We start from the raw sequence: 25,120 nt of genomic DNA, 5'->3' as shown, positions 1-25,120 counted from the left end.
CGGTCCACAAAAGGGACTTCGAATCAGCTCCGGCGCGCCTTGCTCAAGGACTGGTACCAGTAGTACGAGTCCTTGGGGGTTCTTTCAAGCGTGTCGAAATCAACGTGCACAAGGCCGAATCGCTGTGAATAGCCGGCGGCCCATTCGAAGTTGTCCAGCAGCGTCCAGACGTAGTAACCCAGAAGTTCGACGTCGTGGGCGATCCCGCCGGGGGCCGTGGCTCTCAGGGCCTGGCCAAGGTGCGAAGCAAGGTAGCTGATGCGGTCGGCGTCGTGCACTGGACCCCGGGTGTGGTCCGGTTCCGGGAAGCTCGCGCCGCTCTCCGTGATGAAGAGGGGAGGCAGGGCTGCTCCGTACCGGTCTTTCAACTCCCGCAGCAGGATTCCGAGGTGTTCGGGAGCCACAGGCCAACCAAATCCGGTCGTTTCGTATTCGGGGAAGGCTGCCAGATGGAACGGCAGCCTGGCCATCATCTCCGGGTTGCTGACCGGGGTGCCGTCGCCGCGGCCCGAGGCTACCTTGACGGGGTAGTAGTAGTTCAAACCGTAGAAATCCAGCGGCTGGTGGATCGTCTTGAGATCCTCGTCCCTTACCTTGCCCAGGGCCCGGAACCAAGGCTTCACCTGTAGTGGCGGCTTCGGGTACCGCCCCAGGAGGATGGGATCGGCATACACCCGGTTGAAGATGAGGTCGAACGCCTTGGCCATGAGACCGTCTGCCAGTCGCTTGCTTGCGGGCCGGACTGGAGAATGCACGTTGGCCACGCCAACCGTTCCCGCCACGCCGGCAGCGCGCAGGGCCTGGACGGCCAGGCCGTGCCCCAACAACTGGTGGTGGGCGGCCGGCAAGGCATCGAAAAGCAGCCGCCTGCCGGGGGCGTGGACGCCGAGCGCATACCCCTGCAACGCGACCGAAACTGGTTCGTTCAGGGTGACCCATTGTGCCACTCGGTCACCGAAGCGGTGTGCGGCCGCAGCGGAGTATTCGGCGAACCGTTCCGCCGTCGTCCGGTTCAGCCAGCCGCCGTCGTGCTCCAACGGCAGGGGGGTATCCCAATGGAAGAGGGTCACCATGGGGGAGACCCCGGCGTTCAGGAGCTTGTCGATCAACCGGTCGTAGAAGTCCAGGCCCTGTTGGTTGATGGGTCCCTTGCCACCGGGTTGGATCCGCGGCCAGGAGAGGGAAAACCGGTAGGAATCAATGCCCAGGTCCTGCATGAGGGCAATGTCCTCGTCCGTCCGGTTGTAGTGGTCGCAGGCGACTGCGGGGGAGTGGCCGTCGACGATCGCGCCCGGTTTCTCGGCAAATGCATCCCAGCTTGACGGTCCGCGTCCGTCCGCCGTGAGCGAGCCCTCGATCTGGAAGGCCGCCGCAGCGACGCCCAAGGTGAAGTCCGGCCGGATGCGGCCTGCAAGATCCCCCACAGTGGCAGCATCTTGGACGGTCATGACCCCATCATCCCGAGCGCAGGAGCCGATGGCAATGCTTCCCGGCTGGGCAATGAGTGCCCGATTGGCTTATGCCGGGGAATTCCGGCATACTAGGTGAGTTGTTCAAGCGCTTCTTCGCGTCCCGATCCGGATAATGCCGGGTGTCAGGGTCCAAGCTGGAGCCCAAACATAACCCAGATCCCCAAAGGAAGTCGGACGCGTTTGCGTGGAAATCGCGACACGCCCGACCGCGGGGGTCGGTTACACCGGCAAGTTGAGGAACCCGGATCCCTCCGGATTCAGCTTGTGCGGCGGGTGGTAGTACTACTTCAAATGCTTCGGCAGCCACATACAACACGTAAGTGAACAGGGCAGCCTTTATTCGAGGGCAGCACAGACTGAAAGAGAGTCAGGCGACATGGCGGGACAAAAAATCCGCATCCGGCTGAAGTCATATGACCACGAGGTCATTGATGTTTCAGCGCGGAAGATCGTTGAGACGGTCACGCGCGCAGGCGCAACGGTAGTGGGCCCCGTGCCGCTGCCGACGGAGAAGAACGTGTACTGCGTTATCCGCTCTCCCCACAAGTACAAGGACAGCCGTGAGCACTTTGAAATGCGTACTCACAAGCGTCTGATCGACATCATCGACCCCACGCCGAAGGCTGTTGACTCGCTTATGCGTCTCGACCTGCCGGCCGACGTGAACATCGAAATCAAGCTGTAGGGAGGTGCTGAGAAAACTATGACCGCAACCCGTAATGTAAAGGGCCTGCTGGGCACGAAGCTCGGCATGACCCAGGTCTGGGACGAGAACAACAAGCTCATCCCGGTAACTGTCGTCCAGGCTGACTCCAACGTCATCACCCAGCTGCGCAATGCAGAGACTGATGGCTATGTCGCCGTTCAGATCGGCTACGGCCAGATCGATCCCCGCAAGGTCACCAAGCCGCTGGCTGGTCACTTTGAAAAGGCTGGCGTAACTCCTCGCCGCCACGTCGTCGAACTGCGCACTGCAGACGCCGCGTCTTACGAACTGGGCCAGGAGCTTTCTGTTGAGCTCTTCGAAGCCGGGCAGAAGATCGACGTCGTCGGCACCAGCAAGGGTAAGGGCTTCGCCGGTGTTATGAAGCGTCACGGCTTCCACGGTGTTGGAGCTTCCCACGGTGCGCACAAGAACCACCGCAAGCCCGGTTCCATCGGTGGCGCATCCACCCCGAGCCGCGTCTTCAAGGGTCTGAAAATGGCCGGTCGCATGGGCGCAGAACGTCACACCACGCTGAACCTCACGGTTCACGCTGTTGACGCCGAGAAGTCGCTGCTCCTTATCAAGGGTGCCGTCCCCGGCGCCCGCGGCCAGGTCGTCCTCGTACGCACCGCCGTGAAGGGAGCCTAGTTAGATGACTAGCACTGTCAAGGTAGACCTGCCTGCAGAGATCTTCGACGTCCAGACCAATGTGCCGCTGCTGCACCAGGTCGTCGTCGCACAGCTCGCTGCTGCTCGCCAGGGTACCCACAAGACCAAGACCCGCGCCGAAGTTTCCGGTGCAGGCCGCAAGCCGTTCAAGCAGAAGGGCACCGGCCGCGCCCGTCAGGGTTCCATCCGTGCTCCTCACATGACCGGTGGTGGCGTTGTCCACGGCCCGACGCCGCGTGACTACAGCCAGCGGACCCCCAAGAAGATGAAGGCTGCCGCACTGCGTGGCGCCCTGTCGGACCGCGCCCGTAACGGCCGCATCCACGTCGTTGCTGAACTGGTCGCCGGCCCCAAGCCGTCCTCCAAGGAAGCACTGGCCGCGTTGCGTGCAGTCTCCGAGCGTAGGAACCTGCTCGTTGTTATCGAGCGCGCCAACGACGTTGCCGCACTGTCCGTGCGCAACCTCGCAGATGTTCACGTTCTGTACGCAGACCAGCTGAACACCTACGACGTGCTGGTTTCCGACGACGTTGTCTTCACCAAGGCTGCGTTCGAGGCTTTCATCGCTGACAAGGCAAAGAACGAGGAGGATGCCAAGTGAGTGCAGCCACCATCAAAGACCCGCGCGACGTCGTCATTGCACCCGTCGTTTCGGAAAAGAGCTACGGCCTGATCGATGAGGGCAAGTACACCTTCCTGGTGGACCCCCGCTCGAACAAGACCGAGATCAAGCTGGCCGTGGAGAAGATTTTCTCCGTCAAGGTCGAATCGATCAACACCATCAACCGTGCCGGTAAGCGCAAGCGCACCAAATTCGGCTGGGGACAGCGCAAGAGCACCAAGCGTGCAATTGTCACCCTCAAAGAAGGCACAATCGACATCTTCGGCGGTCCGCTCGCGTAGCGGAGACCACTTTAACGAGGAAATGAATTATGGGAATCCGTAAATACAAGCCGACTACCCCGGGCCGTCGCGGCTCGAGCGTAGCCGACTTCTCCGAAATCACGCGATCGACTCCGGAAAAGTCGTTGCTGCGTCCGCTGCACAAGACTGGCGGCCGTAACAACACCGGTAAGATCACTACCCGTCACAAGGGTGGTGGCCACAAGCGCCAGTACCGTCTGATCGACTTCCGTCGTCACGACAAGGACGGCGTCAACGCCCGCGTTGCCGAAATCGAGTACGATCCGAACCGTACGGCTCGCATCGCCCTCCTGCACTACGTTGATGGCACCAAGCGTTACATCATCGCCCCGAACAAGCTGTCCCAGGGTGACTTCGTCGAGGCTGGTCCCGACGCTGACATCAAGCCGGGCAACAACTTGCCGCTGCGCAACATCCCGGTTGGTACCACCATCCACGCAGTTGAACTGCGTCCGGGTGGCGGCGCCAAGATGGCCCGTTCCGCAGGTGCTTCGGTTCAGCTCGTCGCCAAGGAAGGCCGTTTCGCCCAGCTGCGTCTGCCCTCCGGTGAAATCCGCAACGTTGACGTGCGCTGCCGCGCAACCGTCGGCGAGGTCGGCAACGCCGAGCAGTCGAACATCAACTGGGGCAAGGCCGGCCGTATGCGCTGGAAGGGCGTTCGCCCGACCGTCCGCGGTGTCGCGATGAACCCGGTTGACCACCCGCACGGTGGTGGCGAGGGTAAGACGTCCGGTGGACGTCACCCCGTCAACCCGAACGGTAAGCGTGAAGGCCGCACCCGCCGCCCCAACAAAGAGAGCGACAAGCTTATTGTTCGTCGCCGTCGTACTGGCAAGAACAAGCGATAGGAGCCTGGACACATGCCACGCAGCCTGAAAAAAGGTCCTTTCGTTGACCAGCACCTCTTTGTAAAGGTAGCCAGGGAAAACGAAAAGGGCACCAAGAACGTCATCAAGACCTGGTCCCGCCGTTCGATGATCGTCCCCGACATGCTCGGCCACACGATCGCCGTGCACGACGGACGCAAGCACATTCCGGTGTTTGTCACCGAGTCGATGGTCGGGCACAAGCTCGGCGAATTCGCTCCCACGCGGACATTCCGCGGCCATGTCAAGGACGACCGTAAGGGCAAGCGCCGCTAGGCGCCTGCACTTACGTCAAAGACGAGAGAAGGAAAGCAATGGAAGCCAAGGCTATTGCGCGTCACATCCGCGTAACGCCTATGAAGGCCCGGCGCGTCGTCAACCTTGTTCGTGGTAAGCAAGCGAATGAGGCTCTGGCAATTCTGAAGTTTGCCGAACAGGCAGCTTCGGAGCCGGTATTCAAGGTAGTTCAGTCGGCAATGGCAAACGCACGGGTCCTCGCGGACCGCGATGGCGTTGCCTTTGACGAAGGAGACCTCTACATCAGCGAAGCGTTTGTTGATGAAGGCCCGACCATGAAGCGGTTCCAGCCGCGTGCTCAGGGTCGCGCATTTCAGATCAAGAAGCGCACGAGCCACATCACCGTGGTAGTCGCTACCCCGGAGAAAGAGGAGGCTCGCTAAGTGGGACAGAAAGTAAACCCGCACGGGTTCCGACTCGGCATCACCACCGATCACGTATCGCACTGGTTTGCTGACAGCACCAAGGCTGGCCAGCGGTACAAGGACTTCGTTCGCGAAGACATCCGCATCCGCCAGCTCATGTCCACGGGCATGGAGCGCGCCGGCATCGCCAAGGTCGAAATCGAGCGCACCCGTGACCGTGTCCGCGTGGACATCCACACGGCTCGCCCGGGCATCGTCATCGGCCGCCGCGGTGCAGAAGCGGACCGCATTCGCGGCGAGCTCGAAAAGCTCACCGGCAAGCAGGTCCAGCTGAACATCCTCGAGGTCAAGAACCCCGAGATGGAAGCCCAGCTTGTTGCCCAGGGCGTTGCTGAGCAGCTCACTTCCCGCGTGGCTTTCCGCCGTGCGATGAAGAAGGCCATGCAGTCCGCACAGCGTGCGGGTGCCAAGGGTATCCGTATTGCTTGCTCCGGTCGACTGGGTGGCGCAGAAATGTCCCGCTCGGAGTTCTACCGCGAAGGCCGTGTGCCCCTGCACACCCTGCGTGCGAACATCGACTACGGCTTCTACGAGGCCAAGACCACCTTCGGCCGCATCGGCGTGAAGGTCTGGATCTACAAGGGCGACGTCACCGCCAAGGAACTGGCTCAGCAGGCAGCTGCTGCTCCGTCCCGCGGCCGCGGTCCCAGCGACCGCCCGGGCCGCCCGGGTGGCGCCGACCGTGGTGACCGCCGTCGTCGTACCGACCGTCCGGCAGCCGACGCAGCACCTGTTGCTGCAGAGGCTCCGGCAGCTGAAGCTGCTGCTCCCGCAGCAGAAGGAGGACAGGCTTAAATGCTTATCCCACGTCGAGTCAAGCACCGTAAGCAGCACCACCCGGGTCGTTCCGGCGCTGCAACGGGCGGCACCAAGGTCACTTTCGGTGAGTACGGCATCCAGGCGCTGAGCCCGGCCTACGTCACGAACCGTCAGATCGAGTCTGCCCGTATCGCGATGACCCGCCACATCAAGCGTGGCGGCAAGGTCTGGATCAACATTTATCCGGACCGTCCGCTGACGAAGAAGCCGGCCGAAACCCGCATGGGTTCCGGTAAGGGTTCTCCGGAATGGTGGGTCGCAAACGTCAAGCCGGGCCGCGTTCTCTTCGAGCTCGCCGGTGTCAATGAAGAGGTAGCTCGCGAGGCACTGCGCCTGGCAATCCACAAGCTGCCGTTGAAGGCACGCATTGTGCGTCGCGAAGGTGGTGAATAGAAATGGCAGTAGGGTCGAAGGATCTCGCACCCGCACAGCTGGACGGTTTCGACAACGAGCGTCTCGTTGAAGAACTCCGCAAGTCCAAGGAAGAGCTGTTCAACCTGCGTTTCCAGTCCGCCACCGGACAGCTGGAGAACCACGGTCGTCTGCGCGCGGTAAAGAAGGACATCGCACGCATCTACACCGTTCTCCGTGAGCGCGAGCTGGGCATTCGTGCCGAGGTTGCCGCACCGGTTGTGGAAGCCAAGGAAGAAAAGAAGTCCAAGAAGGCAGAAGCCAAGGCTGAAAAGGCCGAAGCCGAGGCTGGAGAGGACGCCAAGTGAGCGAACAGAAGGAAACTGTGACGGAAGCAGCAGCCAGCGCTGAACAGCGCGGTTACCGTAAGACGCGTCGCGGCTACGTTGTCTCTGACAAGATGGAAAAGACCATCGTTGTTCAGGTTGAAGACCGCGTGAAGCACGCTCTGTACGGCAAGGTCATTCGCCGCACCTCGAAGATCAAGGCTCACGACGAGCAGAACACCGCCGGCATCGGCGACCTCGTTCTGATCTCTGAGACCCGCCCGCTGTCCGCTACAAAGCGGTGGCGCCTGGTCGAGATCCTCGAAAAGGCTAAGTAATCCCGCGCCGGGCTTTGTCCGGCAGCGATATGGATTGGTGGGAAGGCCCGTATTCCGGAAGGAATGCGGGCCTTTCCGCGTTTCGGTCCTTAGCATAAAACGTGCTAGGATATTGAGTTTGTATGGCGCCAGTTGTGCGTCAACAACCACCTCGTAAACAATCGTGCCGCGGCATACTGCCCCGCGCAGTCATTTCCGCAAGGGAAGCTGATGCTGGCGGCACGGGAGTTTAGGCCTGCTCTGGCAAAATCCAGGCAGGTCAAGAGACACCCCGATCAACCGTTCCGCAAGGCTCATTCCGTATGCTCCATTTCGGTCTGAGAACCGGCGCGACGCAAGGAGTAAAAATTGATTCAGCAGGAGTCGCGACTGAAGGTCGCCGACAACACGGGTGCTAAGGAAATCCTTACCATTCGCGTTCTCGGTGGATCCGGCCGTCGCTACGCAGGCATTGGCGACGTCATTGTCGCAACCGTCAAGGACGCTATCCCGGGCGGCAACGTAAAGAAGGGTGACGTCGTCAAGGCTGTCATCGTTCGTACCAAGAAGGAACGCCGCCGTGCGGATGGTTCCTACATCAAGTTTGACGAGAACGCAGCTGTGATTCTGAAGAACGACGGTGACCCCCGCGGTACCCGTATCTTCGGCCCGGTTGGTCGTGAACTCCGTGACAAGAAGTTCATGAAGATCGTTTCGCTGGCTCCGGAGGTGCTGTAACCCATGGGTGCAAAGATCAAGAAGGGTGACCTCGTTCAGGTCATCACCGGCGCCAAGCAGGAACGTGGCGGCGACCGCGGGAAGCAGGGCAAGGTTCTGCGCGTTTTCACCGAGACCAACCGCGTCCTGGTAGAAGGCATCAACCGCGTCACCAAGCACACCAAGGTCGGTCAGTCGCAGCGCGGCACCAAGACCGGTGGCATCGAGGTCGTTGAGGCCCCGATCCACGTCTCCAACGTTGCTCTTGTTGACCCCTCGACCAAGAAGCCGACCCGCGTTGGTTTCCGCCTCGAGACCGTTGAGAAGGACGGCGTCTCCAAGACCGTCCGTGTCCGCGTGTCCAAGGCATCCGGGAAGGACATCTAATGACTGAGACTCTCGAGACTCCAGCGAAGATCGTTCCGCGTCTGAAGACGAAGTACGCCGATTCCATCAAGCAGACCCTGGTTGAGGAATTCAAGTACGAGAACGTGAACCAGGTTCCCCGCCTGGTGAAGGTTGTAGTGAACATGGGTGTTGGAGATGCCGCCAAGGACTCCAAGCTGATCGACGGCGCTGTCCGCGACCTCACCCTGATCACCGGCCAGAAGCCGCAGGTAACCAAGGCCCGCAAGTCCATCGCCCAGTTCAAGCTGCGCGAAGGCATGCCCATCGGTGCACACGCAACTCTGCGTGGGGACCGTATGTGGGAATTCGTGGACCGCCTCGTGACCCTCGCCCTGCCCCGTATCCGCGACTTCCGCGGCCTCAACGGCAAGCAGTTCGACGGCAACGGCAACTACACCTTCGGTCTGACCGAACAGGTTATGTTCCACGAAATCGACCAGGACTCCATTGACCGCGTTCGCGGTATGGACATCACGGTTGTCACCACTGCAAAGACCGATGACGAAGGCCGTGCGCTGCTCAAGGCACTTGGCTTCCCGTTCAAATCCGAAGACTAATAACTACGTAGTAGGTCCGGCCGCGGCTGCTTTGTAGCCAACGCGGAAACCATTACGAGGAAGGGCAAGAGCCCACAATGACTATGACAGATCCTGTCGCAGACATGCTTACGCGTCTGCGCAACGCCAACTCGGCATACCACGACACCGTGAGCATGCCGTACAGCAAGCTCAAGGCACGCGTTGCCGACATCCTGAAGGCAGAAGGCTACATTGCTGCCTGGAAGGAAGAGGAAGCCGAAGTTGGCAAGAAGCTGACCATCGACCTCAAGTTCGGTCCGAACCGCGAGCGTTCGATTGCTGGTGTCCGCCGCATTTCCAAGCCTGGTCTCCGCGTTTACGCGAAGTCCACCAACCTGCCTCACGTGCTGGGTGGCCTGGGTATCGCAATCCTGTCCACCTCTTCCGGCCTCCTGACTGACAAGCAGGCCGGCAAGAAGGGCGTGGGCGGCGAAGTCCTCGCGTACGTCTGGTAACGGGAAAGGAAGAGAATAATGTCACGTATTGGACGTCTCCCCATCACCGTTCCTGCCGGCGTTGAAGTTAAGGTTGATGGCTCTGTCATCAACGTCAAGGGCACCAAAGGCGAGCTGAGCCACACTGTAGCCAGCCCGATCGAGGTCACCCTGGACGAAAGCACCTTGACTGTCACCCGCCCGAACGACGAGCGCGCTTCGCGTTCCCTGCACGGCCTGACCCGCACCCTGATCGCCAACATGATCGAGGGCGTCACCAAGGGCTACGAAAAGAAGCTTGAAATCGTTGGTACCGGTTACCGCGTTCAGGCCAAGGGTTCTGACCTTGAGTTCGCTCTCGGCTTCAGCCACCCGGTCAATGTCTCCGCTCCCGAAGGCATCACCTTCACGGTGGAGGGGCCGACCAAGCTCTCCGTCGCTGGTATCTCCAAGCAGCAGGTCGGCGAGGTTGCTGCCAACATTCGCAAGCTGCGCAAGCCCGACCCCTACAAGGGCAAGGGTGTCCGTTACGCCGGCGAAGTTATCCGCCGCAAGGTCGGAAAGGCTGGTAAGTAAACCATGGCCATCGCAATTAACAAGAAGCGTACGAACAAGAGCAAGTCTGCTGCACGCAGCCGTCGCCAGCTTCGTATCCGCAAGCGCATCACCGGCACGGCTGCTCGTCCTCGTCTGGTCGTCAACCGCTCCGCACGCCACATCTTCGTCCAGGTTGTCGATGACAGCAAGGGTGTAACCGTGGCTTACGCTTCCACTTTGGAAGCTGACCTTCGTGCATTCGACGGCGACAAGACTGCCAAGGCCAAGCGCGTCGGCGAGCTCGTTGCCGGGCGTGCCAAGGCTGCAGGCATCGAAGCAGTTGTCTTCGACCGCGGTGGTAACAAGTACCACGGCCGGATCGCCGCCGTCGCTGACGGCGCACGTGAAGGTGGGCTGGCACTGTGACCGTTGAGAATAACGAAAAGGACATTCAGGTGACTGAAGCTGCAGCTGCTGAGGCAACTGAGACTGCTGCTGCCACCGACGACCGCCGCGGCGGCCGTCGTGGCGAGCGTGGTGACCGTGGCCAGGGCCGCGGCGACCGTGGTGGCCGTGGTGGCCGCGACGGCGGTCGCGAGGCCGAGAAGAGCCAGTTCGTAGAGCGCGTTGTAACCATCAACCGTGTTGCCAAGGTCGTCAAGGGTGGTCGTCGCTTCAGCTTCACCGCACTCGTCGTCGTCGGTGACGGCAACGGCCTGGTTGGCGTTGGCTACGGCAAGGCCAAGGAAGTTCCGGCAGCTATCGCAAAGGGCGTTGAAGAGGCTAAGAAGTCCTTCTTCCGCGTTCCCCGCGTTGGCAGCACCATCCCGCACCGCGTGCAGGGTGAAGCCGCAGCAGGCGTTGTCATGCTGCGTCCGGCTTCCCCGGGTACCGGTGTTATCGCCGGTGGTCCGGTCCGCGCGGTACTGGAATGCGTCGGTATCCACGACGTTCTCTCCAAGTCGCTCGGTTCCTCGAACGCCATCAACATCGTTCACGCGACTGTTGACGCCCTGAAGCGACTGGAAGAGCCCGCTTCTGTGGCAGCCCGCCGTGGCCTGCCGCTGGACGAGGTCGCTCCTGCTGCTCTGGTGCGCGCACTCCAGAACCAGAAGGCAGGTGTCTAGTCATGGCTAAGAACCTGACTCCCTCCGACGCTCAGTTGGAGATCACCCAGATCAAGGGCGTCATCGGCGCCAAGCAGAACCAGCGTGAGACCCTGCGGTCCCTCGGCCTCAAGCGCATCGGACACACTGTTGTCCGTACCGCTGATGCCGTGACCGTCGGAATGCTCAACACGGTTCCGCACCTCGTGAATGTAGAGGAGGCGAAGTAATGGCTGAGAACAAAACCGCCGCAGAGGCTGCCGACAAGCAGAACACTCTGAAGGTCCACCACCTGCGTCCAGCCCCCGGTGCCAAGACTGCCAAGACCCGTGTTGGTCGTGGTGAAGGCTCCAAGGGTAAGACCGCCGGTCGCGGTACCAAGGGTACGAAGGCCCGCTACCAGGTCAAGGCTGGCTTTGCCGGCGGCCAGCTGCCGCTGCACATGCGCCTGCCGAAGCTTCGCGGCTTCAAGAACCCGTTCCGGGTTGAGTTCCAGGTTGTAAACCTGGACAAGCTCAACGAGCTGTTCCCGGAAGGTGGCGCTGTCACCGTCGAGTCCCTGGTTGAGAAGGGTGCCGTTCGCAAGAACCAGCCCGTCAAGGTGCTGGGCACCGGTGACATCACCGTCAAGGTTGACGTCACCGCCCACGCTTTCTCCTCCAGCGCAGCTGAGAAGATCGCAGCAGCAGGCGGAACCACCACGGCCCTCTAAAGGGCTCTGGGGCGTTCGCCCGCTGTAAAAAGACTCCCGGTGCGGAGGGCTTCGGCCCCTCGCGCCGGGAGTTTTTTCGCATGGCGCGCACCCCTCGATTGTTCGCATGGCGCATCAAACCGTTAGACTCGGGTGTTGGGTTTCAATGACCCCTTTCGACACCCTTGGACTTTTAACTCAGGAGGACGCTTGCTAAGCGCATTCGGCCGGGCATTTCGTACGCCTGATCTGCGACGCAAGTTGTTGTTCACGCTGGGAATCATCACAATCTTCCGCTTGGGAGCTTTTATCCCCTCGCCTGGTGTGAGCTACCAAAATGTTCAGCAATGTTTGTCAAGCAATCAGGACCAGGGCGGCCTCTACCAGCTCGTCAACCTGTTCAGCGGTGGTGCACTGCTGCAGGTTTCGATCTTTGCCTTGGGGATCATGCCGTACATCACGGCCAGCATCATCGTCCAGCTGCTCCGCGTGGTCATTCCGCGGTTCCAGGAGCTGTATGACGAGGGTGCCTCGGGCCAGTCGAGGCTGACGCAATACACGCGTTATCTGACCATTGCGCTGGGCCTGCTGAACGCCACCACTTTGGTGTCCCTGGCACGCTCCGGGCAGCTGCTGCCCAACTGCCAGCTGCCGATCATCCCCGACACGAGCATCATCGCCACGATTCTTGTGGTCATCACCTTGACGGCCGGTACAGGCCTCATCATGTGGATGGGCGAACTGGTTACCGAGAAGGGCGTGGGCAACGGCATGTCCCTGCTCATCTTCACCTCCATTGCTGCCGGCTTTCCGACCTCGCTTGGTGCCATCTGGAACTCCAAGGGTCCGGGCACCTTCTTCACGGTGTTGGCGATCGGGCTCGTGACAGTAGCACTCGTAGTCTTCGTGGAGCAATCCCAGCGGCGCATTCCAGTCCAGTACGCCAAGCGTATGATAGGCCGGCGCACCGTGGGCGGCACCAGCACCTACATCCCCATCAAAGTGAACATGGCCGGCGTCGTGCCCGTCATCTTCGCTTCCTCCATGCTCTACTTGCCCGGGCTGATTGCGCAGTTCAACCAGCCGAAGGCCGGAGAGTCCATCGCCCCGTGGGTTGAGTGGATCAACAACAACCTCACCAAGGGCGACCACCCCATCTACATGGCGTTGTACTTCGTCATGATTGTGTTCTTCACCTACTTCTACGTCGCGATCACCTTCAACCCTGAAGAGGTCTCGGACAACATGAAGAAGTACGGCGGGTTCATTCCGGGCATCCGGGCGGGTAAACCGACCGCGGACTACCTGCAGTACGTGCTTTCCAGGATCACCCTCCCCGGCGCCTTTTACCTGGGCTTCGTGGCGTTGATTCCGCTGGTCGCACTCGTCCTGATCGGCGCCAACCAGAACTTCCCGTTCGGTGGCACGTCAATTCTGATCATGGTGGGTGTGGGCCTGGAAACCGTCAAGCAGATTGATGCGCAGCTACAACAACGTCACTACGAAGGGCTTTTGCGATGACGAGAATGCTGATCATTGGACCCCCGGGTTCGGGCAAGGGAACCCAGGCTGAGCGGATTTCCGAGCGCTTGGGCGTAGTCGCCATCTCGACCGGCGATATCTTCCGTGCAAACGTCAAGGGCGAAACCCCGCTGGGTATCGAAGCCAAGAAGTACATGGACGCGGGCGATTTCGTTCCGGACAGCGTCACCAACAAGATGGTCCGTGACCGCCTGAGCGAGAACGACGTCGAGAACGGCTTCCTGCTCGACGGATACCCGCGCACCACCGCCCAGGTGGAATACCTGGACCAGATCCTCGCGAACACGGAAGAGAAGCTCGACGTCGTGCTTCAGCTGACGGCCGACGACGAGGAACTTGTTACGCGTTTGCTGGGCCGTGCCAAGGAGACCGGGCGCTCGGATGACAACGAAGGTGTCATCCGCCACCGCCTGGACCTCTACCACGAGCAGACCGAGGCCGTTGTGGCCAAGTATGCCGAACGCGGCATCCTGACCCAGGTCGATGGCATTGGCGGCATCGACGAGGTCACGGATCGCGTCCTGTTGGCCATCGAGGCGGCCAAGGCAGTCTAATCGCCGCACGACTGTTGAAAGGGTGTGTCCCGCGCCGGAGTGAACTGCTCCCACGCGGGGCACGCCCTTTTCTGTTCCCCTTCTGTGGGCCCGGGACCTTGGACAGTTCCCGGGACCGTTCCGGCGCGTTCGCGGCTCCGGTTTCGGGCAGGACCGCCGATGCGGGAAAATAAAGGATCAGAGGGTGATCTGGTTCCGCAGCCCACCACAAGCAGCACACGACAAGAGGAGACCATGGCGTTCGGCCAGCCCCGCATCGAATACAAGACCAATGAGCAAATGCGCAAGATGCACGAGGCCGGATTGGTCCTCAGCAGAGCGCTCGACGCGGCCGTTGAAGCTGCGAAGCCGGGCGTGACCACGCGTGAGATCGACGCCGTGTTCGCGGCGGTCCTCATCGACGCCGGAGCGAAGTCGAATTTCCTCGGGTACCACGGCTTCCCGGCCACCATCTGCACGTCCGTCAACGAGGAAGTGGTGCACGGCATCCCCGGTGACCGGGTCCTCCAGGACGGGGACATCATTTCGATTGATGGGGGAGCGATCGTTGACGGTTGGCACTCCGACTCCGCGCGCACAGTGATAGTCGGTGCGGCTGATCCTGAAGACCAGCGGCTCTCCGATGTCACCCAGGCCGCCATGTGGCGTGGAATTGCTGCTTTGGCCAAGGGCAAGTTTGTGGGCGACATCGGCAACGCCGTGGATGACTATGTCTCTTCCGTACCGGGAAAGCCTCTGGGCATCCTGGAAGACTACGTAGGCCACGGCATCGGTTCCGAGATGCACATGGCCCCTGATGTGTTGAACTATCGCACCACGCACCGCGGCCCGAAGATCAGGCCGGGACTGTGCCTTGCGATTGAACCCATGCTCGTCCGCGGCGGCATCGAAACAGCAACCCTCGACGACGACTGGACCGTGGTGACCACCGACGGCAAGCGTTCGTGCCAGTGGGAGCACTCGGTTGCCGTCCACGAAAAGGGCATCTGGGTCCTGTCCGCGCCCGACGGCGGTGCAGGGCAGCTGGTGCCGCTCGGCGTCGTGCCCGTTCCGATTCCCTGACGACACGGCTGCCCAACTAGCTCGCATTAGATGTCGTTCTGACGCGTCAAAACGACATTAACTGTGAGTTAGTTGGGCAGCGGGTAGCACTCGGCGTGTAGAGCCTCAGCTCTTGAGCTTGGGCTTCACGTCCTTGGTGTAAATGCCGTCGAGGGTTGCCTTGAGGTCCGTCATGGTGGCCTTCACGTCGCCCTGCTGGGTGAGGATCTTCGCGGCAGCCTTGGCCATCTCCTGATCGGCGCCGGGCAGGAATACGCGGGCATTGTCCTGCACCTTGGTCACGGCGAGCTGGTCCATTGCCGTCTTGATCTGGGGAGTCTTGGCGAGGACTGCCGTCATGTCTGCCGAGACGCGCGTGGGCATGTAACCGGTCGCAGCGGAGAATGCCGCAGTGTTTTCCGGTTCGGTCATGAATTTCAGGAAGGTGGCGGCCGCGAGCTGGACTTCCTTGCTGACACCGCTGGGAATCCCGAGTCCGGCGCCGCCGGTGGGGCAGACGTTCGTCTCGGCCTTGGGCCCGCCCGGCAGGAAGCCGACGCCGACGTTGAACTTGGCGGACTTCAGTACGCCCAGCAGGTCCCCGGTGGAGGAGATCGTGGTCGACGTGATGCCTGCGGAGAAGTCGTCCGCGGCGTTCTTGGAGGACACTCCGGCCCACTTGTCTTTGTAGATGGAGTCCTGGGCCCACTGCAGGGCCGTGACGGACTCGGTGGAATCGCAGTTGAAGGTCCAGCCGTTGGACCAGCTGCCGCCCCAGCCCCACAGGTTGTTCTGCAGGGTCCAGCCGGCGTATCCGGCAAGGGCCGGGTAGATGTAGGCGTACTTCGCGCCTGAGCTGGCCTGGAGCTTGGGGGCCCACTCGGCGAACTCCTGCCAGGTCTTGGGTGCCCGGTCCGGAAGGCCGGCGGCCTTGAAGTGGTCCTTGTTGTAATAGAAGAGCGGGGTGGAGCGGCCGTAGGGGAGCGCCCACTGCTTGTTGGCGTATTGGTAGTCCGCCACGAGGGACTTCTGGAAGTCGTCAATTTTGACGTCGAGCTGCTTGATGAGTCCGTCCAACGGAATGATGTTGCCGTTGGTGTAGTAGCGGAACCACCAGACGTCGGAGAGCACTACGAGGCCGGGGAGGGCCGACTTCGCAGCCTGCGAGGTCTGGAACTTCTGGGCGATTTCCTCGTAGTTGGCGCCTGCCGTCACGAGGTTCACCTTGATGTCCGGGAACTTCGCCTGGAACTTGTCGATGATGGATTGCTCGACGGCCTGGGACTGCCCGGGGTGGCTGGTCCAAAAGTCGAACGAGCCGGCCGGCTTGACGCCCGTGAAGTCGATGTCTGAAGGGCTGCTGCTCGCTGCGCTGCCGCTGGTCGACGGACCGCCGCATGCTGCCAGGGCGGCGGCGCCGACCCCAAGTCCGGCGAGCCCCAGGAAGTTTCTACGATCAAGATTCATTGCCATGGTTGGTCCTCTCAAGGATGCAAAGGTGGTGATGGGGTTGTGTGGAAGGTGCGGTGTTACTAGCCGGTGACACTGCCCTGGGTGAGCCCGGCAACGATGTAGCGTTGCAACGCTGCGAAGACAAGGAGGATGGGGATGATCACCAGGACTGCCCCGGCCATCAGGATCCCCCACCCGGCGCCGTTCCCTTCAGAGTTCTGAAGCAGGGTAAGGCCGACCGGGAGGGTCATGGTTTCCGGCCGGTCCGTGATGATCAGGGGCCAGATGTAGTCGTTCCATTCGCTGACCACGGTGACGAGGGCAACGGTGGCGATGGAGGGGAGAGACACGGGGACAACTACTTGCCACAGCCTGCGCCAATGGTCCGCGCCGTCGATTTCCGCGGCTTCGAGGATCGACCCTGGAAGCGTCTTGAAATGCTGGCGGAGGAGGAAGGTTCCAAAGGCAGTGCCGAGTCCGGGAAGAATGATTCCCCACAGGGTGTTCTTCCCGCCGATTCCCGCGATCAGGATGTAGTTGGGGAGGATCGACACCTGCGGCGGCACCATCAGGGCCACGAGGATCACCACGAAGATGACGTTCTTGAACGGGAAACGGACAAAAACCAGTGCGTAAGCGGTCAGGATCGCCAGGATCACCTTCACTGTGGAACCGACCACAGTGACGATCAGGCTGTTCAGGAAGAACCGCCCGAACGGCACGGTGGTCATGGCCGTGTGGTAGTTCTCCAGGTTCAGGCCCTGCGGCAGGATCTTGAGATCCGTGGTGACGATCTCGCCGGGCTGCTTGAAGGAACTCAGCAACATCCACAACAGGGGCAGGACCACCACGAGCGTGGCCACGATCAGCGGGATGTAGCCTCCGGCCAGTGTCTGGACGAGGTTTGCACGGGAGAACGGCTTGTCGCGCCGCGCTGGGAGCTCCGGACCGCCGTCGGGAGCTTTCAGGGTCCCGACGCCGCTTGCGGAGTTGGGGCTGACGGGAGAGAGCGTGCTCATGAGTAGTGCACCTTCCGTTCGACGAACCGCAACTGGAGCACGGTGATGATGAGCAGGATGGCGAAGAGCACCACTGAGATCGCGGCGGAGTAGCCGGCGCGGTTGTAGGCGCCGAAGGCCTGGAGATAGGCCTCGTAGATCAGCGTGCTGGTGCCGTTGCCCAACGGGGTCATGATGCGGATCAGGTCAAAGGCCTGCAGCGAGCTGATCATCGTGGTGATCAGCAGGAAGAACGTGGTGGGCGAGAGCAGGGGAACGGAGATGCTCATGAAGCGGCGGAAGCCGTTGGCGCCATCCAGGGATGCTGCCTCCATGACGTCCTTCGGGAGGGACTGGAGCCCGGCGAGATACACGACGGCGCAGTAGCCCAGGTTCTTCCAGACGTAGACGATGATGACCATCACGAGGGAGAGCTGCGGATCGTTGATCCACTGGGGGCTTTGCTGGCCGATGCCCCGGAGCAGCCATGACAGCACGCCGTATCCGGGGTCGAAGATGAACAGCCATACGAGGCCAACGCCTACGCCGCTGAGGACGTACGGGGCGAAGACGGCAGATCGCGCAAATGTGGTGCCGCGGACCTTCGCGTTCAAGGCCAGGGCCACCAAGAGGCCCAGCACCATGGAACCGCCGACAGTGACCACGGTGAAGATGAGGGTGGTGCCAAGTACTTGCGGGGCATCGGAGCTGGTGAAGAAGGTGACGTAGTTGTCGAAGCCGACAACCGTGGCCGAGGTGGAGCCCAAGGTCCAGTCAAGGGTTGAGTAATACATGTTGTTGATCAACGGCAGATACGTGAACACCGCGATCAGCGCCAAGTTCGGCAAGGCCAGTGCCAGGAACACAAAAAAGTCGCGTCGAGTTCGGCCGGACCAGCGTCCCCGGCGCTGAAGGGCCGGGACAGCCTGCGCGGTGGCCGCGGGGCTGCCTGTCAGTTGTCTTGTCATAGGAGGTCTCTAACGGTTCGCAGATAGGGGGCGCGCCGGACCCTAACTATTGGGTCAAAGGGGGCGGCTAGTTTCACCTCACCACACGGGAACACCTGTCAAGTCAAAAAGAGGGCTGTTCACAGGATTGTTGGACAAGCCTTTTGCGCTCGTTTACTCGACGTTCGGTGACGGGTAGGGTCGCGTTCATATTCGAGGTTGGACTACCACTTGTGCGCGCTCAGGGAAAACAGACGACGACGGCTCCCGACCCAAGTAGCTCGCAGTTGTTGTCGTTTAGACGGCTGATAACGACAACAACTGCCAGCCAGTTGGGCGGCGAGGAGCAGAATAGGCACATGACTTCCAAGATCACTGATGTGCCAGGAATCCGGGTGGGACATGTCCAGCGGATCGGCGATGGCTGGCTGAGCGGGGTGACCGTCATCCTTCCGCCCCCGGGGACGGTGGGATCGGTGGACGTCCGAGGCGGCGGACCGGGCACGCACGAGACAGACGCGCTCGATCCCACCACCCTGGTGCCCACGGTCGACGCCGTAGTGCTCACCGGCGGGAGTGCCTTCGGTTTGATCACGGCCCACGGTGCCCAGCGATGGTGCGAGGAGCAAGGGCGCGGTTTCGCCGTGCCCGGGGGAGTGGTGCCGATCGTTCCGGCCGCCGCGATCTTCGACTTGGGTCGCGGCGGTGACTTCGCCGCCCGCCCGGACGAAGCAATGGGATACGAAGCCGCCGCTGCGGCTGGGGCCTCGAGCGAGCACGCCGACGTCGGGCGCGGAAACATCGGTGCCGGTACCGGTGCGGTGATTGGGCGCGGCGCGTTCAAAGGGGGACTGGGCACCTCGTCCATCACCCTGGACAGCGGCGTGGTGGTGGGCGCGCTCGCAGTGGTCAACGCCCTCGGGATGCCTTTCGGCACATCGTCCCGGCGGGCGGAATCCGGCAGCTCCGAACCGGTGGGGCCCCCGGCGCTGAACACCACGCTCGTCGTCGTCGCCACCAACGCGGTCCTCGACCCCGCCGAATGCAAACGCACCGCCAGTGCGGCACACGCCGGCCTAGCCCGGGCGCTGAATCCTTCCCATACCCTCGCCGACGGCGACACCGTGTTCGCGCTGGCGACCGGCGCCGTCGGGCTTGACCGCAGTTCGGAACAAGCAAGGCAGGTTTCGCTCATCACCCTGCAAAGCGCGGCGGCGGACGCGGTCCGCCTGGCTGTCTTCGACGGCGTCGCGGCTGCGGAATCCATCACGACGGCGGCAGGCACCTTCGCTGCCTATGGCGCGGTTTAGCGGGATCCAAGGGGGTTCCGCGGCCCGGAGCAGCGTGACACCGTGCCGGTGTCTGCGCTAGCATGGGCGGATTTAACTTTCGCGCCGTCTTGGCGTAGAGTTGTCTGTTGGTTGTCTGCACAGCCACGCCCATTTAACAGGTCGCGAGTCCTGCTTCGTGGAGTGGCAGGAGCCGGACGGCCAAACAAACAAAAAACGTCCGCAGATTTTCCGGTGCCTAACCGGAGGGCTGCGGCAAACAACAGTTAGCGGAGGATATGGCCAAGAAGGACGGGGTCATTGAGATCGAGGGCGTTGTGACTGAGGCGCTGCCCAATGCGATGTTTCGTGTTGAGCTCACCAACAAGCACATCGTTCTTGCACACATCTCGGGGAAGATGCGACAGCACTACATCAGGATTCTCCCTGAGGACCGCGTAGTGGTGGAGCTAAGCCCTTACGACCTCACACGTGGTCGCATCGTCTACCGCTACAAGTAATTGCTGGGCGGCAGCCTCGGGAAAACGAAAGCCTTAGGTAGAGCCGCTTCAGCTGACCAACTGCAACACGCAAAGGAACGCCATGAAGGTCAAGCCGAGCGTTAAGCAGATCTGCGACAAGTGCAAAGTGATCCGCCGTAATGGCCGGGTCATGGTGATCTGCGAGAACCCGCGCCACAAGCAGCGCCAGGGCTAATTCCCCGCAAGGGAACTAGCGCCCGCGAGGGCAACCTGGGTTGCAACCCACGCAAGTAAATAAAGGCAGCACAAGCTGAATTGGGACGTATGGGCCCGGACAGCTAACCCCCGGTCGGAGGCTGGGGCCGCACTGAAAGTGCGGGTGTACTGCCTACGACCTCCGGTTTATACAAGGAGTACTGCCACTATGGCTCGTCTCGCTGGCGTAGACATTCCCCGCGAAAAGCGGTTGGAAATTGCGCTTACTTACATCTACGGCGTGGGCAAGACCCGTGCACACGAAACCCTGGCTGCCACCGGCATCAGCGCTGACGTTCGGGTCAAGGACCTGACTGACGCCGAGCTGGTCCAGCTGCGTGACTACATTGAAGGCAACTACAAGGTTGAGGGTGACCTTCGCCGCGAAGTAGCAGCAGATATCCGCCGCAAGGTTGAAATCGGCAGCTACGAAGGCCTGCGTCACCGCAAGGGCCTGCCCGTACGCGGTCAGCGTACGAAGACCAACGCTCGTACCCGCAAGGGCCCGAAGCGTACCGTCGCCGGCAAGAAGAAGGCCGGCCGCTAAAACTAGCAGCCGACTTTCCCCCATAACTTTCTGTAGGAGAAATAATGCCCCCGAAGACTCGTGGCGCGGTTCGCAAGCCGCGTAAGAAGGACAAGAAGAATATCGCGCTTGGCCAGGCGCACATCAAGAGCACCTTTAACAACACCATCGTGTCCATCACGGACCCGAACGGTGCTGTAATCTCCTGGGCTTCCGCCGGTGAGGTTGGATTCAAGGGCTCCCGCAAGTCCACCCCGTTCGCCGCCCAGATGGCTGCCGAGGCTGCTGCAAAGCGCGCCCAGGAGCACGGTCTGCGCAAGGTTGACGTGTTCGTCAAGGGACCGGGATCCGGACGCGAGACCGCAATCCGTTCGCTGCAGGCCGCTGGCCTCGAGGTTGGCTCCATCCAGGACGTCACCCCCAGCGCCCACAACGGTTGCCGCCCGCCGAAGCGCCGCCGCGTCTAATTGGATTCTTGGCCTTGCCGGCCGGGTCCGTTACGGAGCAGCCTGACTGCTCCGTAACACCCGGCCGGCAAAGCCGGAACCAAGCCGATTTCCACCACCTGTGTTGCGTCATATAGCGGATGCTCGCCGAAAGGAAACCTAAGTGCTTATTGCACAGCGCCCCACTCTGTCTGAAGAAGTAGTCTCCGAGAACCGCTCGCGTTTCATCATTGAACCGCTGGAACCGGGCTTCGGTTACACCCTCGGAAACTCCCTCCGCCGTACCCTGCTCTCCTCCATCCCCGGTGCTGCTGTAACCAGCATCCGGATCGATGGCGTGCTGCACGAGTTCACCACGGTTCCGGGTGTCAAGGAAGATGTCACTGAGATCATCCTGAACATCAAGAGCCTCTCCGTGTCCTCCGAGCACGATGAGCCGGTTGTTGCATACCTGCGCAAGCAGGGCCCCGGAGTCGTCACCGCAGCGGACATCGCTCCGCCGGCCGGCGTCGAATTCCACAACCCGGATCTGCACATTGCCACGCTGAACTCGAAGGGCAAGTTCGAACTCGAACTGACCATCGAACGCGGCCGCGGCTACGTTTCGGCAGCTCAGAACAAGTCCGGCGACTCCGAGATCGGCCGTATTCCGGTCGACTCGATCTACTCGCCGGTCTTGAAGGTTACCTTCCGCGTGGAAGCTACCCGTGTTGAGCAGCGCACTGACTTCGACAAGCTGATTGTCGACGTCGAGACCAAGCAGGCTATCGCCCCGCGCGACGCCGTTGCCTCGGCAGGCACCACCCTGGTGGAACTGTTCGGTCTTGCACGTGAGCTGAACACCGCAGCTGAAGGTATCGAGATCGGCCCGTCGCCGACGGATGCTGCCCTGGCAGCTGACATGGCACTCCCGATCGAGGATCTGGACCTCACCGTCCGTTCCTACAACTGCCTCAAGCGTGAGGGCATCCACACCGTGGGTGAACTCGTTGCCCGCTCCGAGGCTGACCTGATGGACATCCGTAACTTCGGTGCGAAGTCCATCGATGAGGTCAAGGCAAAGCTGGTTGAACTGGGTCTGTCCCTCAAGGACTCGCCTCCCGGTTTCGATCTTGCAGCCCGCGCCGCAGCCATCGAAGAGGACGACGCCGCGTTCAGCGACGACGAGCTCTAACAAGCAGATCTTGGCCACCGAGTCCACGTTCGGACCCGGACGGCCTTCATTACAGGAGAAATTACTATGCCTACCCCCACTAAGGGTCCGCGCCTCGGAGGCGGTCCGGCTCACGAGCGCCTGATGCTCGCGAACCTGGCAGCAGCCTTGTTCGAGCACAAGCGCATCACCACGACGGTCACCAAGGCCAAGCGCCTGAAGCCGTACGCAGAGCGCCTCGTGACCTTCGCCAAGCGCGGCGACCTGTCCTCCCGCCGCCGCGTGCTCGGCCTGATCAGCGACAAGGGCATCGTCCACGAGCTGTTCACCGACATCGCCGGCGCCGTTGCCAACCGCGATGGTGGCTACACCCGTATCACCAAGATCGGCAACCGCAAGGGCGACAATGCTCCCATGGCTGTCATCGAGCTGGTTCTTGAGCCGGTTTCCCCGAAGCAGGCTGTAGTTGCCGAGGCAACTAAGGCTGCTGAGAAGGCTGCTCCGGCCGCCGAAGAGACCGCTCCGGTTGTCGAGGAAGAGGTCGTTGAGGCTGAAGCTGAGACTGAAGCCCCGGAGACCGAAGCCGAGGCTCCCGAGGCTGAAGCTGCTGAAACCGAAGAGGCTCCGGCCGCTGAGGAAAAGAAGTAATTCACTGAATTCTTCACAGTAGACTTAAGTCTATGAACGAACGAAAACCCGCTGCCCCCGTTTTGGGGGGCGGCGGGTTTTTGCGTGTCCGGATGGATCTTTCCTACGACGGCGGCCCATTCAACGGGTGGGCGCTCCAGCCGGGTCTCCGGACCGTGCAGGGATCGTTGGAAGAGGCATTGGCGCTGATCGTGCGGCGCCCCGTACGGGTCACCGTGGCGGGGCGGACCGACGCCGGTGTCCACGCCCGGGGACAAGTGGCGCACATTGACCTGTCCGAGGCCGAGTGGGCCGGACTGCCGAGGGGCCACGAGATCGACCCCGCGGCCGCGATGCTGCGGAGGCTTCGCGGAGCCTTGAGCCGGGTCCTGCAGGACGAAACCGGCGCCATTGAGGTGCACGACGTCGGGCTGGCGCCTAACGGTTTCGACGCTCGCTTCTCTGCGTTGTGGCGCCGCTACAGTTACCGGATCGCCGATGGCCCGGAACGCTGGGACCCGGTCCTGCGCAGGCTGACCCTTTGGCACAAGGCCGCCCTGGACGAGGGGGCGATGAATTCCGGGGCGGTGTCGCTCCTTGGGCTTCAGGACTTTCGCGCCTACTGCAAGCCTAGGGAAGGCGCCACGACAATCCGCGAACTGCAGCGGCTTGAGTTCGTCCGCGGCAGCGACGGTGTGCTGGTCGCCAACGTCCAGGCCGATGCATTCTGCCACAACATGGTGCGTGCCTTGGTGGGATCCGCATTGCGCGTGGGAGAGGGCCTGGAAAGTCCGGAGTGGCTGCATGAGCGTTTGCTTGCGGGGGTTAGGGACGCCAAGTCGGTGTTGGCTGCGCCGCACCCCTTGGTGCTTGAGGAAGTGGCCTATCCCTCCGACGACGAACTGTTTGCGCGGGCCGAGCTGACGCGGGCGCGGCGGGAGTAACAGGGGCTTTGTCGTTGGACGGCCCCCTCCCGGCTCTGGGTACCGTGGAGGGGGCCTGCGAAGACCACCCGCGGTTCTGGGTTCGCGGGTGGCCGGTCGGTAACGCCCCAGATGCGCTTGGTGGGTCTGTTCTTAGGGTAGTCCCAGTGCGGTCTTCACTCCGTTGGCCAGTGTGCCGAAGTAACCGTTCAGGGCAGCCCCGAACAGTCCTACTCCGGCAACGATGACCATCGCGATGAAGCCCACCAGAACTGAGTATTCTGTGGCCGTTGATCCCTGCTCTCCAGCCAAGATCCTGATTAGCTGCTTGAACCTTCTTTTCATATCGATCACCGTCTGTTCGTTAGTGTGACGCTAGGAGAACGCCGCGATGATGTTCATGACGGCTGGCCCCAGGAGGATGATGAACAGCGTCGGAAAGATGCAGAAGATCAGCGGGAAAAGGATTTTCACTGGAATCTTCATGGCGTACTCTTCGGCCCGCTGACGGCGCTTGGTCCGCATTTCCTGTGCCTGGGCCTTGAGGACTTTGGCGATGGCAATACCGTAGGCATCCGCTTGGACAACGGCCCTGATGAAGCTCCGAACGTCTGGAACATCTACACGCTGGGACATGTCGAGATATGCGTCCTTTCGGCTCCGCCCCACCTGAATGTCCTGCAGGGTCCTGATGAACTCGTCTGCCAACGGCCCCTTGCCGCTTTCCGCAGCGCGGGCCATAGCGGCTTCAAAACCCAGACCTGCCTGGACGGAGATCAGCATCTGGTCGAGCGAGTTTGGCAGTTCCAAGCGAATTGCCTCGCGCCGTTTTTGCGCATTCGAACGAATGAGGAGATCCGGGACGAAATAGGCCACTGCCGTCACCGCAAAGGCAAGAAGGAGTTTTCCGGCCGATGGATCGCCGAGGAACAACAGCACCCCGAAGACGCCACCACCGAGTGCGAGCAATGGTTTGACCATCAAGATCCTGCCCAAAGGCCAATCCTTGGGACGACCAGCCCCCGCCAGTTGCTTGTCGAGCCAGGCCACGTAGCCGTCGGGTGCAAGTTGCCGTGATATGGCCGTCAATCGATCCTGGACATTGCCGGACTGTGGGGTGGACGCCGTGCGGACACCGAGATTAGTACGAATGTTGCGCAGTCCCGCCCTGTCCCCCGTGAAAGCGAGCCAGACCATCCAAGACACGGGGGCCACGATGGCCAACATGGCTGCATATGCGAAGAATTGCATGGTGGATCCCTC

37 protein-coding genes are annotated in these 25,120 nt (G+C 61.6%); 31 read left to right on the top strand and 6 right to left on the bottom strand.

The window, feature by feature from the left end; translation table 11 throughout:
• Positions 1 to 23: 23 nt before the first annotated feature.
• Complete coding sequence (locus AB4Z38_RS08370) at positions 24 to 1,448, bottom strand: GH1 family beta-glucosidase (protein WP_441429283.1); 1,425 nt, start codon at positions 1,446 to 1,448, stop codon at positions 24 to 26.
• A 400-nt stretch (positions 1,449 to 1,848) separates the two neighbouring features.
• Here AB4Z38_RS08370 and rpsJ point away from each other — a divergent pair, with 400 nt between their 5' ends.
• From rpsJ to map, 23 genes are all read left to right on the top strand, one after another.
• The gene (gene rpsJ, locus AB4Z38_RS08365; protein WP_003803825.1) at positions 1,849 to 2,157 is read left to right on the top strand and encodes a 30S ribosomal protein S10; all 309 of its coding nucleotides are present in this window, start codon (positions 1,849 to 1,851) and stop codon (positions 2,155 to 2,157) included.
• 18 nt (positions 2,158 to 2,175) lie between these two features.
• Positions 2,176 to 2,826 (top strand): 50S ribosomal protein L3, encoded by a 651-nt coding sequence (gene rplC / locus AB4Z38_RS08360; protein WP_059387360.1) that lies wholly within the window; start codon positions 2,176 to 2,178, stop codon positions 2,824 to 2,826.
• A 4-nt stretch (positions 2,827 to 2,830) separates the two neighbouring features.
• Positions 2,831 to 3,448 carry a 50S ribosomal protein L4 gene (gene rplD, locus AB4Z38_RS08355; RefSeq protein ID WP_284980817.1) on the top strand — a complete coding sequence of 206 codons (618 nt, stop codon included), beginning with the start codon at positions 2,831 to 2,833 and terminating at the stop codon, positions 3,446 to 3,448.
• Positions 3,445 to 3,750, top strand: a complete 306-nt coding sequence (gene rplW, locus AB4Z38_RS08350; RefSeq protein WP_059387362.1) for a 50S ribosomal protein L23 — start codon at positions 3,445 to 3,447, stop codon at positions 3,748 to 3,750. The genes rplD and rplW overlap by 4 nt, the downstream gene beginning before the upstream one ends.
• A 29-nt stretch (positions 3,751 to 3,779) precedes the next feature.
• On the top strand, positions 3,780 to 4,619 hold the full coding sequence (gene rplB / locus AB4Z38_RS08345) for a 50S ribosomal protein L2 (protein WP_028265104.1): 840 nt from the start codon (positions 3,780 to 3,782) through the stop codon (positions 4,617 to 4,619).
• 12 nt (positions 4,620 to 4,631) lie between these two features.
• Positions 4,632 to 4,913, top strand: coding sequence for a 30S ribosomal protein S19 (gene rpsS / locus AB4Z38_RS08340; protein WP_018773666.1), 282 nt, complete (start codon positions 4,632 to 4,634; stop codon positions 4,911 to 4,913).
• Between the two features lie 38 nt (positions 4,914 to 4,951).
• Positions 4,952 to 5,317, top strand: a complete 366-nt coding sequence (gene rplV / locus AB4Z38_RS08335; RefSeq protein ID WP_028265103.1) for a 50S ribosomal protein L22 — start codon at positions 4,952 to 4,954, stop codon at positions 5,315 to 5,317.
• Entirely contained in the window at positions 5,318 to 6,154 is an 837-nt protein-coding gene (gene rpsC / locus AB4Z38_RS08330) for a 30S ribosomal protein S3 (RefSeq protein ID WP_028265102.1), read from the top strand.
• Positions 6,155 to 6,571, top strand: a complete 417-nt coding sequence (gene rplP / locus AB4Z38_RS08325; RefSeq protein ID WP_028265101.1) for a 50S ribosomal protein L16 — start codon at positions 6,155 to 6,157, stop codon at positions 6,569 to 6,571.
• Positions 6,572 to 6,573: 2 nt separating this feature from the next.
• Positions 6,574 to 6,897, top strand: a complete 324-nt coding sequence (gene rpmC / locus AB4Z38_RS08320) for a 50S ribosomal protein L29 (RefSeq protein WP_059387364.1) — start codon at positions 6,574 to 6,576, stop codon at positions 6,895 to 6,897.
• Complete coding sequence (rpsQ, locus tag AB4Z38_RS08315; protein WP_059387365.1) at positions 6,894 to 7,193, top strand: 30S ribosomal protein S17; 300 nt, start codon at positions 6,894 to 6,896, stop codon at positions 7,191 to 7,193. Before rpmC ends, rpsQ begins: the two co-directional genes overlap by 4 nt.
• A gap of 348 nt (positions 7,194 to 7,541) precedes the next feature.
• Entirely contained in the window at positions 7,542 to 7,910 is a 369-nt protein-coding gene (rplN, locus tag AB4Z38_RS08310) for a 50S ribosomal protein L14 (RefSeq protein ID WP_003803789.1), read from the top strand.
• Positions 7,911 to 7,913: 3 nt separating this feature from the next.
• Positions 7,914 to 8,276 (top strand): 50S ribosomal protein L24, encoded by a 363-nt coding sequence (gene rplX, locus AB4Z38_RS08305; RefSeq protein ID WP_390278693.1) that lies wholly within the window; start codon positions 7,914 to 7,916, stop codon positions 8,274 to 8,276.
• Entirely contained in the window at positions 8,276 to 8,854 is a 579-nt protein-coding gene (gene rplE, locus AB4Z38_RS08300) for a 50S ribosomal protein L5 (RefSeq protein WP_059387367.1), read from the top strand. The genes rplX and rplE overlap by 1 nt, the downstream gene beginning before the upstream one ends.
• 77 nt (positions 8,855 to 8,931) lie before the next feature.
• Complete coding sequence (rpsH, locus tag AB4Z38_RS08295) at positions 8,932 to 9,330, top strand: 30S ribosomal protein S8 (RefSeq protein ID WP_028265096.1); 399 nt, start codon at positions 8,932 to 8,934, stop codon at positions 9,328 to 9,330.
• Positions 9,331 to 9,348: 18 nt separating this feature from the next.
• A complete protein-coding gene (gene rplF / locus AB4Z38_RS08290; protein ID WP_059387368.1) occupies positions 9,349 to 9,885 on the top strand; it encodes a 50S ribosomal protein L6 in 537 nt (178 codons plus the stop codon).
• A gap of 3 nt (positions 9,886 to 9,888) precedes the next feature.
• Complete coding sequence (rplR, locus tag AB4Z38_RS08285) at positions 9,889 to 10,272, top strand: 50S ribosomal protein L18 (RefSeq protein ID WP_236812276.1); 384 nt, start codon at positions 9,889 to 9,891, stop codon at positions 10,270 to 10,272.
• Between the two features lie 29 nt (positions 10,273 to 10,301).
• Positions 10,302 to 10,973 (top strand): 30S ribosomal protein S5, encoded by a 672-nt coding sequence (rpsE, locus tag AB4Z38_RS08280; RefSeq protein WP_028265093.1) that lies wholly within the window; start codon positions 10,302 to 10,304, stop codon positions 10,971 to 10,973.
• A 2-nt stretch (positions 10,974 to 10,975) separates the two neighbouring features.
• Positions 10,976 to 11,182, top strand: a complete 207-nt coding sequence (rpmD, locus tag AB4Z38_RS08275) for a 50S ribosomal protein L30 (RefSeq protein ID WP_059387371.1) — start codon at positions 10,976 to 10,978, stop codon at positions 11,180 to 11,182.
• Positions 11,182 to 11,664 carry a 50S ribosomal protein L15 gene (gene rplO, locus AB4Z38_RS08270; protein ID WP_059387372.1) on the top strand — a complete coding sequence of 161 codons (483 nt, stop codon included), beginning with the start codon at positions 11,182 to 11,184 and terminating at the stop codon, positions 11,662 to 11,664. Before rpmD ends, rplO begins: the two co-directional genes overlap by 1 nt.
• Before the next feature lie 189 nt (positions 11,665 to 11,853).
• Positions 11,854 to 13,164 (top strand): preprotein translocase subunit SecY, encoded by a 1,311-nt coding sequence (gene secY, locus AB4Z38_RS08265; protein ID WP_441429282.1) that lies wholly within the window; start codon positions 11,854 to 11,856, stop codon positions 13,162 to 13,164.
• 5 nt (positions 13,165 to 13,169) lie between these two features.
• The gene (locus tag AB4Z38_RS08260) at positions 13,170 to 13,739 is read left to right on the top strand and encodes an adenylate kinase (RefSeq protein ID WP_441429359.1); all 570 of its coding nucleotides are present in this window, start codon (positions 13,170 to 13,172) and stop codon (positions 13,737 to 13,739) included.
• Positions 13,740 to 13,973: 234 nt separating this feature from the next.
• The gene (gene map, locus AB4Z38_RS08255; RefSeq protein ID WP_441429281.1) at positions 13,974 to 14,801 is read left to right on the top strand and encodes a type I methionyl aminopeptidase; all 828 of its coding nucleotides are present in this window, start codon (positions 13,974 to 13,976) and stop codon (positions 14,799 to 14,801) included.
• A 105-nt stretch (positions 14,802 to 14,906) separates the two neighbouring features.
• Here the strand turns inward: map and AB4Z38_RS08250 are convergent, their stop codons facing one another.
• From AB4Z38_RS08250 to AB4Z38_RS08240, 3 genes are read right to left on the bottom strand one after another with little or no spacing between them, the layout of a single operon-like run.
• Positions 14,907 to 16,253, bottom strand: a complete 1,347-nt coding sequence (locus AB4Z38_RS08250) for an ABC transporter substrate-binding protein (protein WP_284980814.1) — start codon at positions 16,251 to 16,253, stop codon at positions 14,907 to 14,909.
• Positions 16,254 to 16,312: 59 nt separating this feature from the next.
• Positions 16,313 to 17,251 (bottom strand): carbohydrate ABC transporter permease, encoded by a 939-nt coding sequence (locus AB4Z38_RS08245; RefSeq protein ID WP_441429280.1) that lies wholly within the window; start codon positions 17,249 to 17,251, stop codon positions 16,313 to 16,315.
• Positions 17,248 to 18,198: a carbohydrate ABC transporter permease gene (locus AB4Z38_RS08240; protein ID WP_441429279.1), complete on the bottom strand. Its 951-nt coding sequence runs from the start codon at positions 18,196 to 18,198 to the stop codon at positions 17,248 to 17,250. Before AB4Z38_RS08240 ends, AB4Z38_RS08245 begins: the two co-directional genes overlap by 4 nt.
• 338 nt (positions 18,199 to 18,536) lie before the next feature.
• Between AB4Z38_RS08240 and AB4Z38_RS08235 the strand changes: the two genes are divergently transcribed.
• From AB4Z38_RS08235 to AB4Z38_RS08200, 8 genes are all read left to right on the top strand, one after another.
• On the top strand, positions 18,537 to 19,487 hold the full coding sequence (locus AB4Z38_RS08235) for a P1 family peptidase (RefSeq protein ID WP_441429278.1): 951 nt from the start codon (positions 18,537 to 18,539) through the stop codon (positions 19,485 to 19,487).
• Between the two features lie 257 nt (positions 19,488 to 19,744).
• A complete protein-coding gene (gene infA / locus AB4Z38_RS08230) occupies positions 19,745 to 19,966 on the top strand; it encodes a translation initiation factor IF-1 (protein ID WP_009358723.1) in 222 nt (73 codons plus the stop codon).
• 82 nt (positions 19,967 to 20,048) lie between these two features.
• Entirely contained in the window at positions 20,049 to 20,162 is a 114-nt protein-coding gene (gene rpmJ / locus AB4Z38_RS08225) for a 50S ribosomal protein L36 (protein WP_011775570.1), read from the top strand.
• 189 nt (positions 20,163 to 20,351) lie between these two features.
• On the top strand, positions 20,352 to 20,729 hold the full coding sequence (rpsM, locus tag AB4Z38_RS08220; protein WP_011775569.1) for a 30S ribosomal protein S13: 378 nt from the start codon (positions 20,352 to 20,354) through the stop codon (positions 20,727 to 20,729).
• A 44-nt stretch (positions 20,730 to 20,773) separates the two neighbouring features.
• On the top strand, positions 20,774 to 21,175 hold the full coding sequence (gene rpsK, locus AB4Z38_RS08215) for a 30S ribosomal protein S11 (protein WP_028265083.1): 402 nt from the start codon (positions 20,774 to 20,776) through the stop codon (positions 21,173 to 21,175).
• Positions 21,176 to 21,317: 142 nt separating this feature from the next.
• Positions 21,318 to 22,328 carry a DNA-directed RNA polymerase subunit alpha gene (locus AB4Z38_RS08210; protein ID WP_136321891.1) on the top strand — a complete coding sequence of 337 codons (1,011 nt, stop codon included), beginning with the start codon at positions 21,318 to 21,320 and terminating at the stop codon, positions 22,326 to 22,328.
• 66 nt (positions 22,329 to 22,394) lie between these two features.
• Positions 22,395 to 22,955, top strand: a complete 561-nt coding sequence (gene rplQ / locus AB4Z38_RS08205) for a 50S ribosomal protein L17 (RefSeq protein WP_441429277.1) — start codon at positions 22,395 to 22,397, stop codon at positions 22,953 to 22,955.
• Between the two features lie 32 nt (positions 22,956 to 22,987).
• On the top strand, positions 22,988 to 23,878 hold the full coding sequence (locus AB4Z38_RS08200; protein ID WP_441429276.1) for a tRNA pseudouridine synthase A: 891 nt from the start codon (positions 22,988 to 22,990) through the stop codon (positions 23,876 to 23,878).
• Between the two features lie 132 nt (positions 23,879 to 24,010).
• Here the strand turns inward: AB4Z38_RS08200 and AB4Z38_RS08195 are convergent, their stop codons facing one another.
• Both AB4Z38_RS08195 and AB4Z38_RS08190 read right to left on the bottom strand, forming a co-directional pair.
• Complete coding sequence (locus AB4Z38_RS08195) at positions 24,011 to 24,202, bottom strand: Flp family type IVb pilin (protein WP_441429358.1); 192 nt, start codon at positions 24,200 to 24,202, stop codon at positions 24,011 to 24,013.
• Positions 24,203 to 24,232: 30 nt separating this feature from the next.
• Positions 24,233 to 25,108, bottom strand: a complete 876-nt coding sequence (locus AB4Z38_RS08190) for a type II secretion system F family protein (RefSeq protein ID WP_441429275.1) — start codon at positions 25,106 to 25,108, stop codon at positions 24,233 to 24,235.
• Between the last annotated feature and the right edge of the window lie 12 nt (positions 25,109 to 25,120).

Source organism: Arthrobacter sp. 2RAF6 (assembly GCF_052115205.1).
In the GTDB taxonomy this organism is placed as follows: domain Bacteria; phylum Actinomycetota; class Actinomycetes; order Actinomycetales; family Micrococcaceae; genus Arthrobacter.
This window is presented reverse-complemented; position numbering and strand designations above follow the sequence as displayed.

Excerpts from the sequence above, each read along its gene's own strand:
- AB4Z38_RS08370 (WP_441429283.1), bottom strand. The coding sequence starts at position 1,448 with ATGACCGTCCAAGATGCTGCCACTGTGGGGGATCTTGCAGGCCGCATC.
- rpsJ (WP_003803825.1), top strand. The coding sequence starts at position 1,849 with ATGGCGGGACAAAAAATCCGCATCCGGCTGAAGTCATATGACCACGAG.
- rplC (WP_059387360.1), top strand. The coding sequence starts at position 2,176 with ATGACCGCAACCCGTAATGTAAAGGGCCTGCTGGGCACGAAGCTCGGC.
- rplD (WP_284980817.1), top strand. The coding sequence starts at position 2,831 with ATGACTAGCACTGTCAAGGTAGACCTGCCTGCAGAGATCTTCGACGTC.
- rplB (WP_028265104.1), top strand. The coding sequence starts at position 3,780 with ATGGGAATCCGTAAATACAAGCCGACTACCCCGGGCCGTCGCGGCTCG.
- rpsS (WP_018773666.1), top strand. The coding sequence starts at position 4,632 with ATGCCACGCAGCCTGAAAAAAGGTCCTTTCGTTGACCAGCACCTCTTT.
- rplV (WP_028265103.1), top strand. The coding sequence starts at position 4,952 with ATGGAAGCCAAGGCTATTGCGCGTCACATCCGCGTAACGCCTATGAAG.
- rplP (WP_028265101.1), top strand. The coding sequence starts at position 6,155 with ATGCTTATCCCACGTCGAGTCAAGCACCGTAAGCAGCACCACCCGGGT.
- rpmC (WP_059387364.1), top strand. The coding sequence starts at position 6,574 with ATGGCAGTAGGGTCGAAGGATCTCGCACCCGCACAGCTGGACGGTTTC.
- rplX (WP_390278693.1), top strand. The coding sequence starts at position 7,914 with ATGGGTGCAAAGATCAAGAAGGGTGACCTCGTTCAGGTCATCACCGGC.
- rplE (WP_059387367.1), top strand. The coding sequence starts at position 8,276 with ATGACTGAGACTCTCGAGACTCCAGCGAAGATCGTTCCGCGTCTGAAG.
- rpsH (WP_028265096.1), top strand. The coding sequence starts at position 8,932 with ATGACTATGACAGATCCTGTCGCAGACATGCTTACGCGTCTGCGCAAC.
- rplF (WP_059387368.1), top strand. The coding sequence starts at position 9,349 with ATGTCACGTATTGGACGTCTCCCCATCACCGTTCCTGCCGGCGTTGAA.
- rplR (WP_236812276.1), top strand. The coding sequence starts at position 9,889 with ATGGCCATCGCAATTAACAAGAAGCGTACGAACAAGAGCAAGTCTGCT.
- rpmD (WP_059387371.1), top strand. The coding sequence starts at position 10,976 with ATGGCTAAGAACCTGACTCCCTCCGACGCTCAGTTGGAGATCACCCAG.
- rplO (WP_059387372.1), top strand. The coding sequence starts at position 11,182 with ATGGCTGAGAACAAAACCGCCGCAGAGGCTGCCGACAAGCAGAACACT.
- AB4Z38_RS08260 (WP_441429359.1), top strand. The coding sequence starts at position 13,170 with ATGCTGATCATTGGACCCCCGGGTTCGGGCAAGGGAACCCAGGCTGAG.
- map (WP_441429281.1), top strand. The coding sequence starts at position 13,974 with ATGGCGTTCGGCCAGCCCCGCATCGAATACAAGACCAATGAGCAAATG.
- AB4Z38_RS08250 (WP_284980814.1), bottom strand. The coding sequence starts at position 16,253 with ATGGCAATGAATCTTGATCGTAGAAACTTCCTGGGGCTCGCCGGACTT.
- AB4Z38_RS08245 (WP_441429280.1), bottom strand. The coding sequence starts at position 17,251 with ATGAGCACGCTCTCTCCCGTCAGCCCCAACTCCGCAAGCGGCGTCGGG.
- AB4Z38_RS08240 (WP_441429279.1), bottom strand. The coding sequence starts at position 18,198 with ATGACAAGACAACTGACAGGCAGCCCCGCGGCCACCGCGCAGGCTGTC.
- AB4Z38_RS08235 (WP_441429278.1), top strand. The coding sequence starts at position 18,537 with ATGACTTCCAAGATCACTGATGTGCCAGGAATCCGGGTGGGACATGTC.
- infA (WP_009358723.1), top strand. The coding sequence starts at position 19,745 with ATGGCCAAGAAGGACGGGGTCATTGAGATCGAGGGCGTTGTGACTGAG.
- rpmJ (WP_011775570.1), top strand. The coding sequence starts at position 20,049 with ATGAAGGTCAAGCCGAGCGTTAAGCAGATCTGCGACAAGTGCAAAGTG.
- rpsM (WP_011775569.1), top strand. The coding sequence starts at position 20,352 with ATGGCTCGTCTCGCTGGCGTAGACATTCCCCGCGAAAAGCGGTTGGAA.
- rpsK (WP_028265083.1), top strand. The coding sequence starts at position 20,774 with ATGCCCCCGAAGACTCGTGGCGCGGTTCGCAAGCCGCGTAAGAAGGAC.
- rplQ (WP_441429277.1), top strand. The coding sequence starts at position 22,395 with ATGCCTACCCCCACTAAGGGTCCGCGCCTCGGAGGCGGTCCGGCTCAC.
- AB4Z38_RS08200 (WP_441429276.1), top strand. The coding sequence starts at position 22,988 with ATGAACGAACGAAAACCCGCTGCCCCCGTTTTGGGGGGCGGCGGGTTT.
- AB4Z38_RS08195 (WP_441429358.1), bottom strand. The coding sequence starts at position 24,202 with ATGAAAAGAAGGTTCAAGCAGCTAATCAGGATCTTGGCTGGAGAGCAG.
- AB4Z38_RS08190 (WP_441429275.1), bottom strand. The coding sequence starts at position 25,108 with ATGCAATTCTTCGCATATGCAGCCATGTTGGCCATCGTGGCCCCCGTG.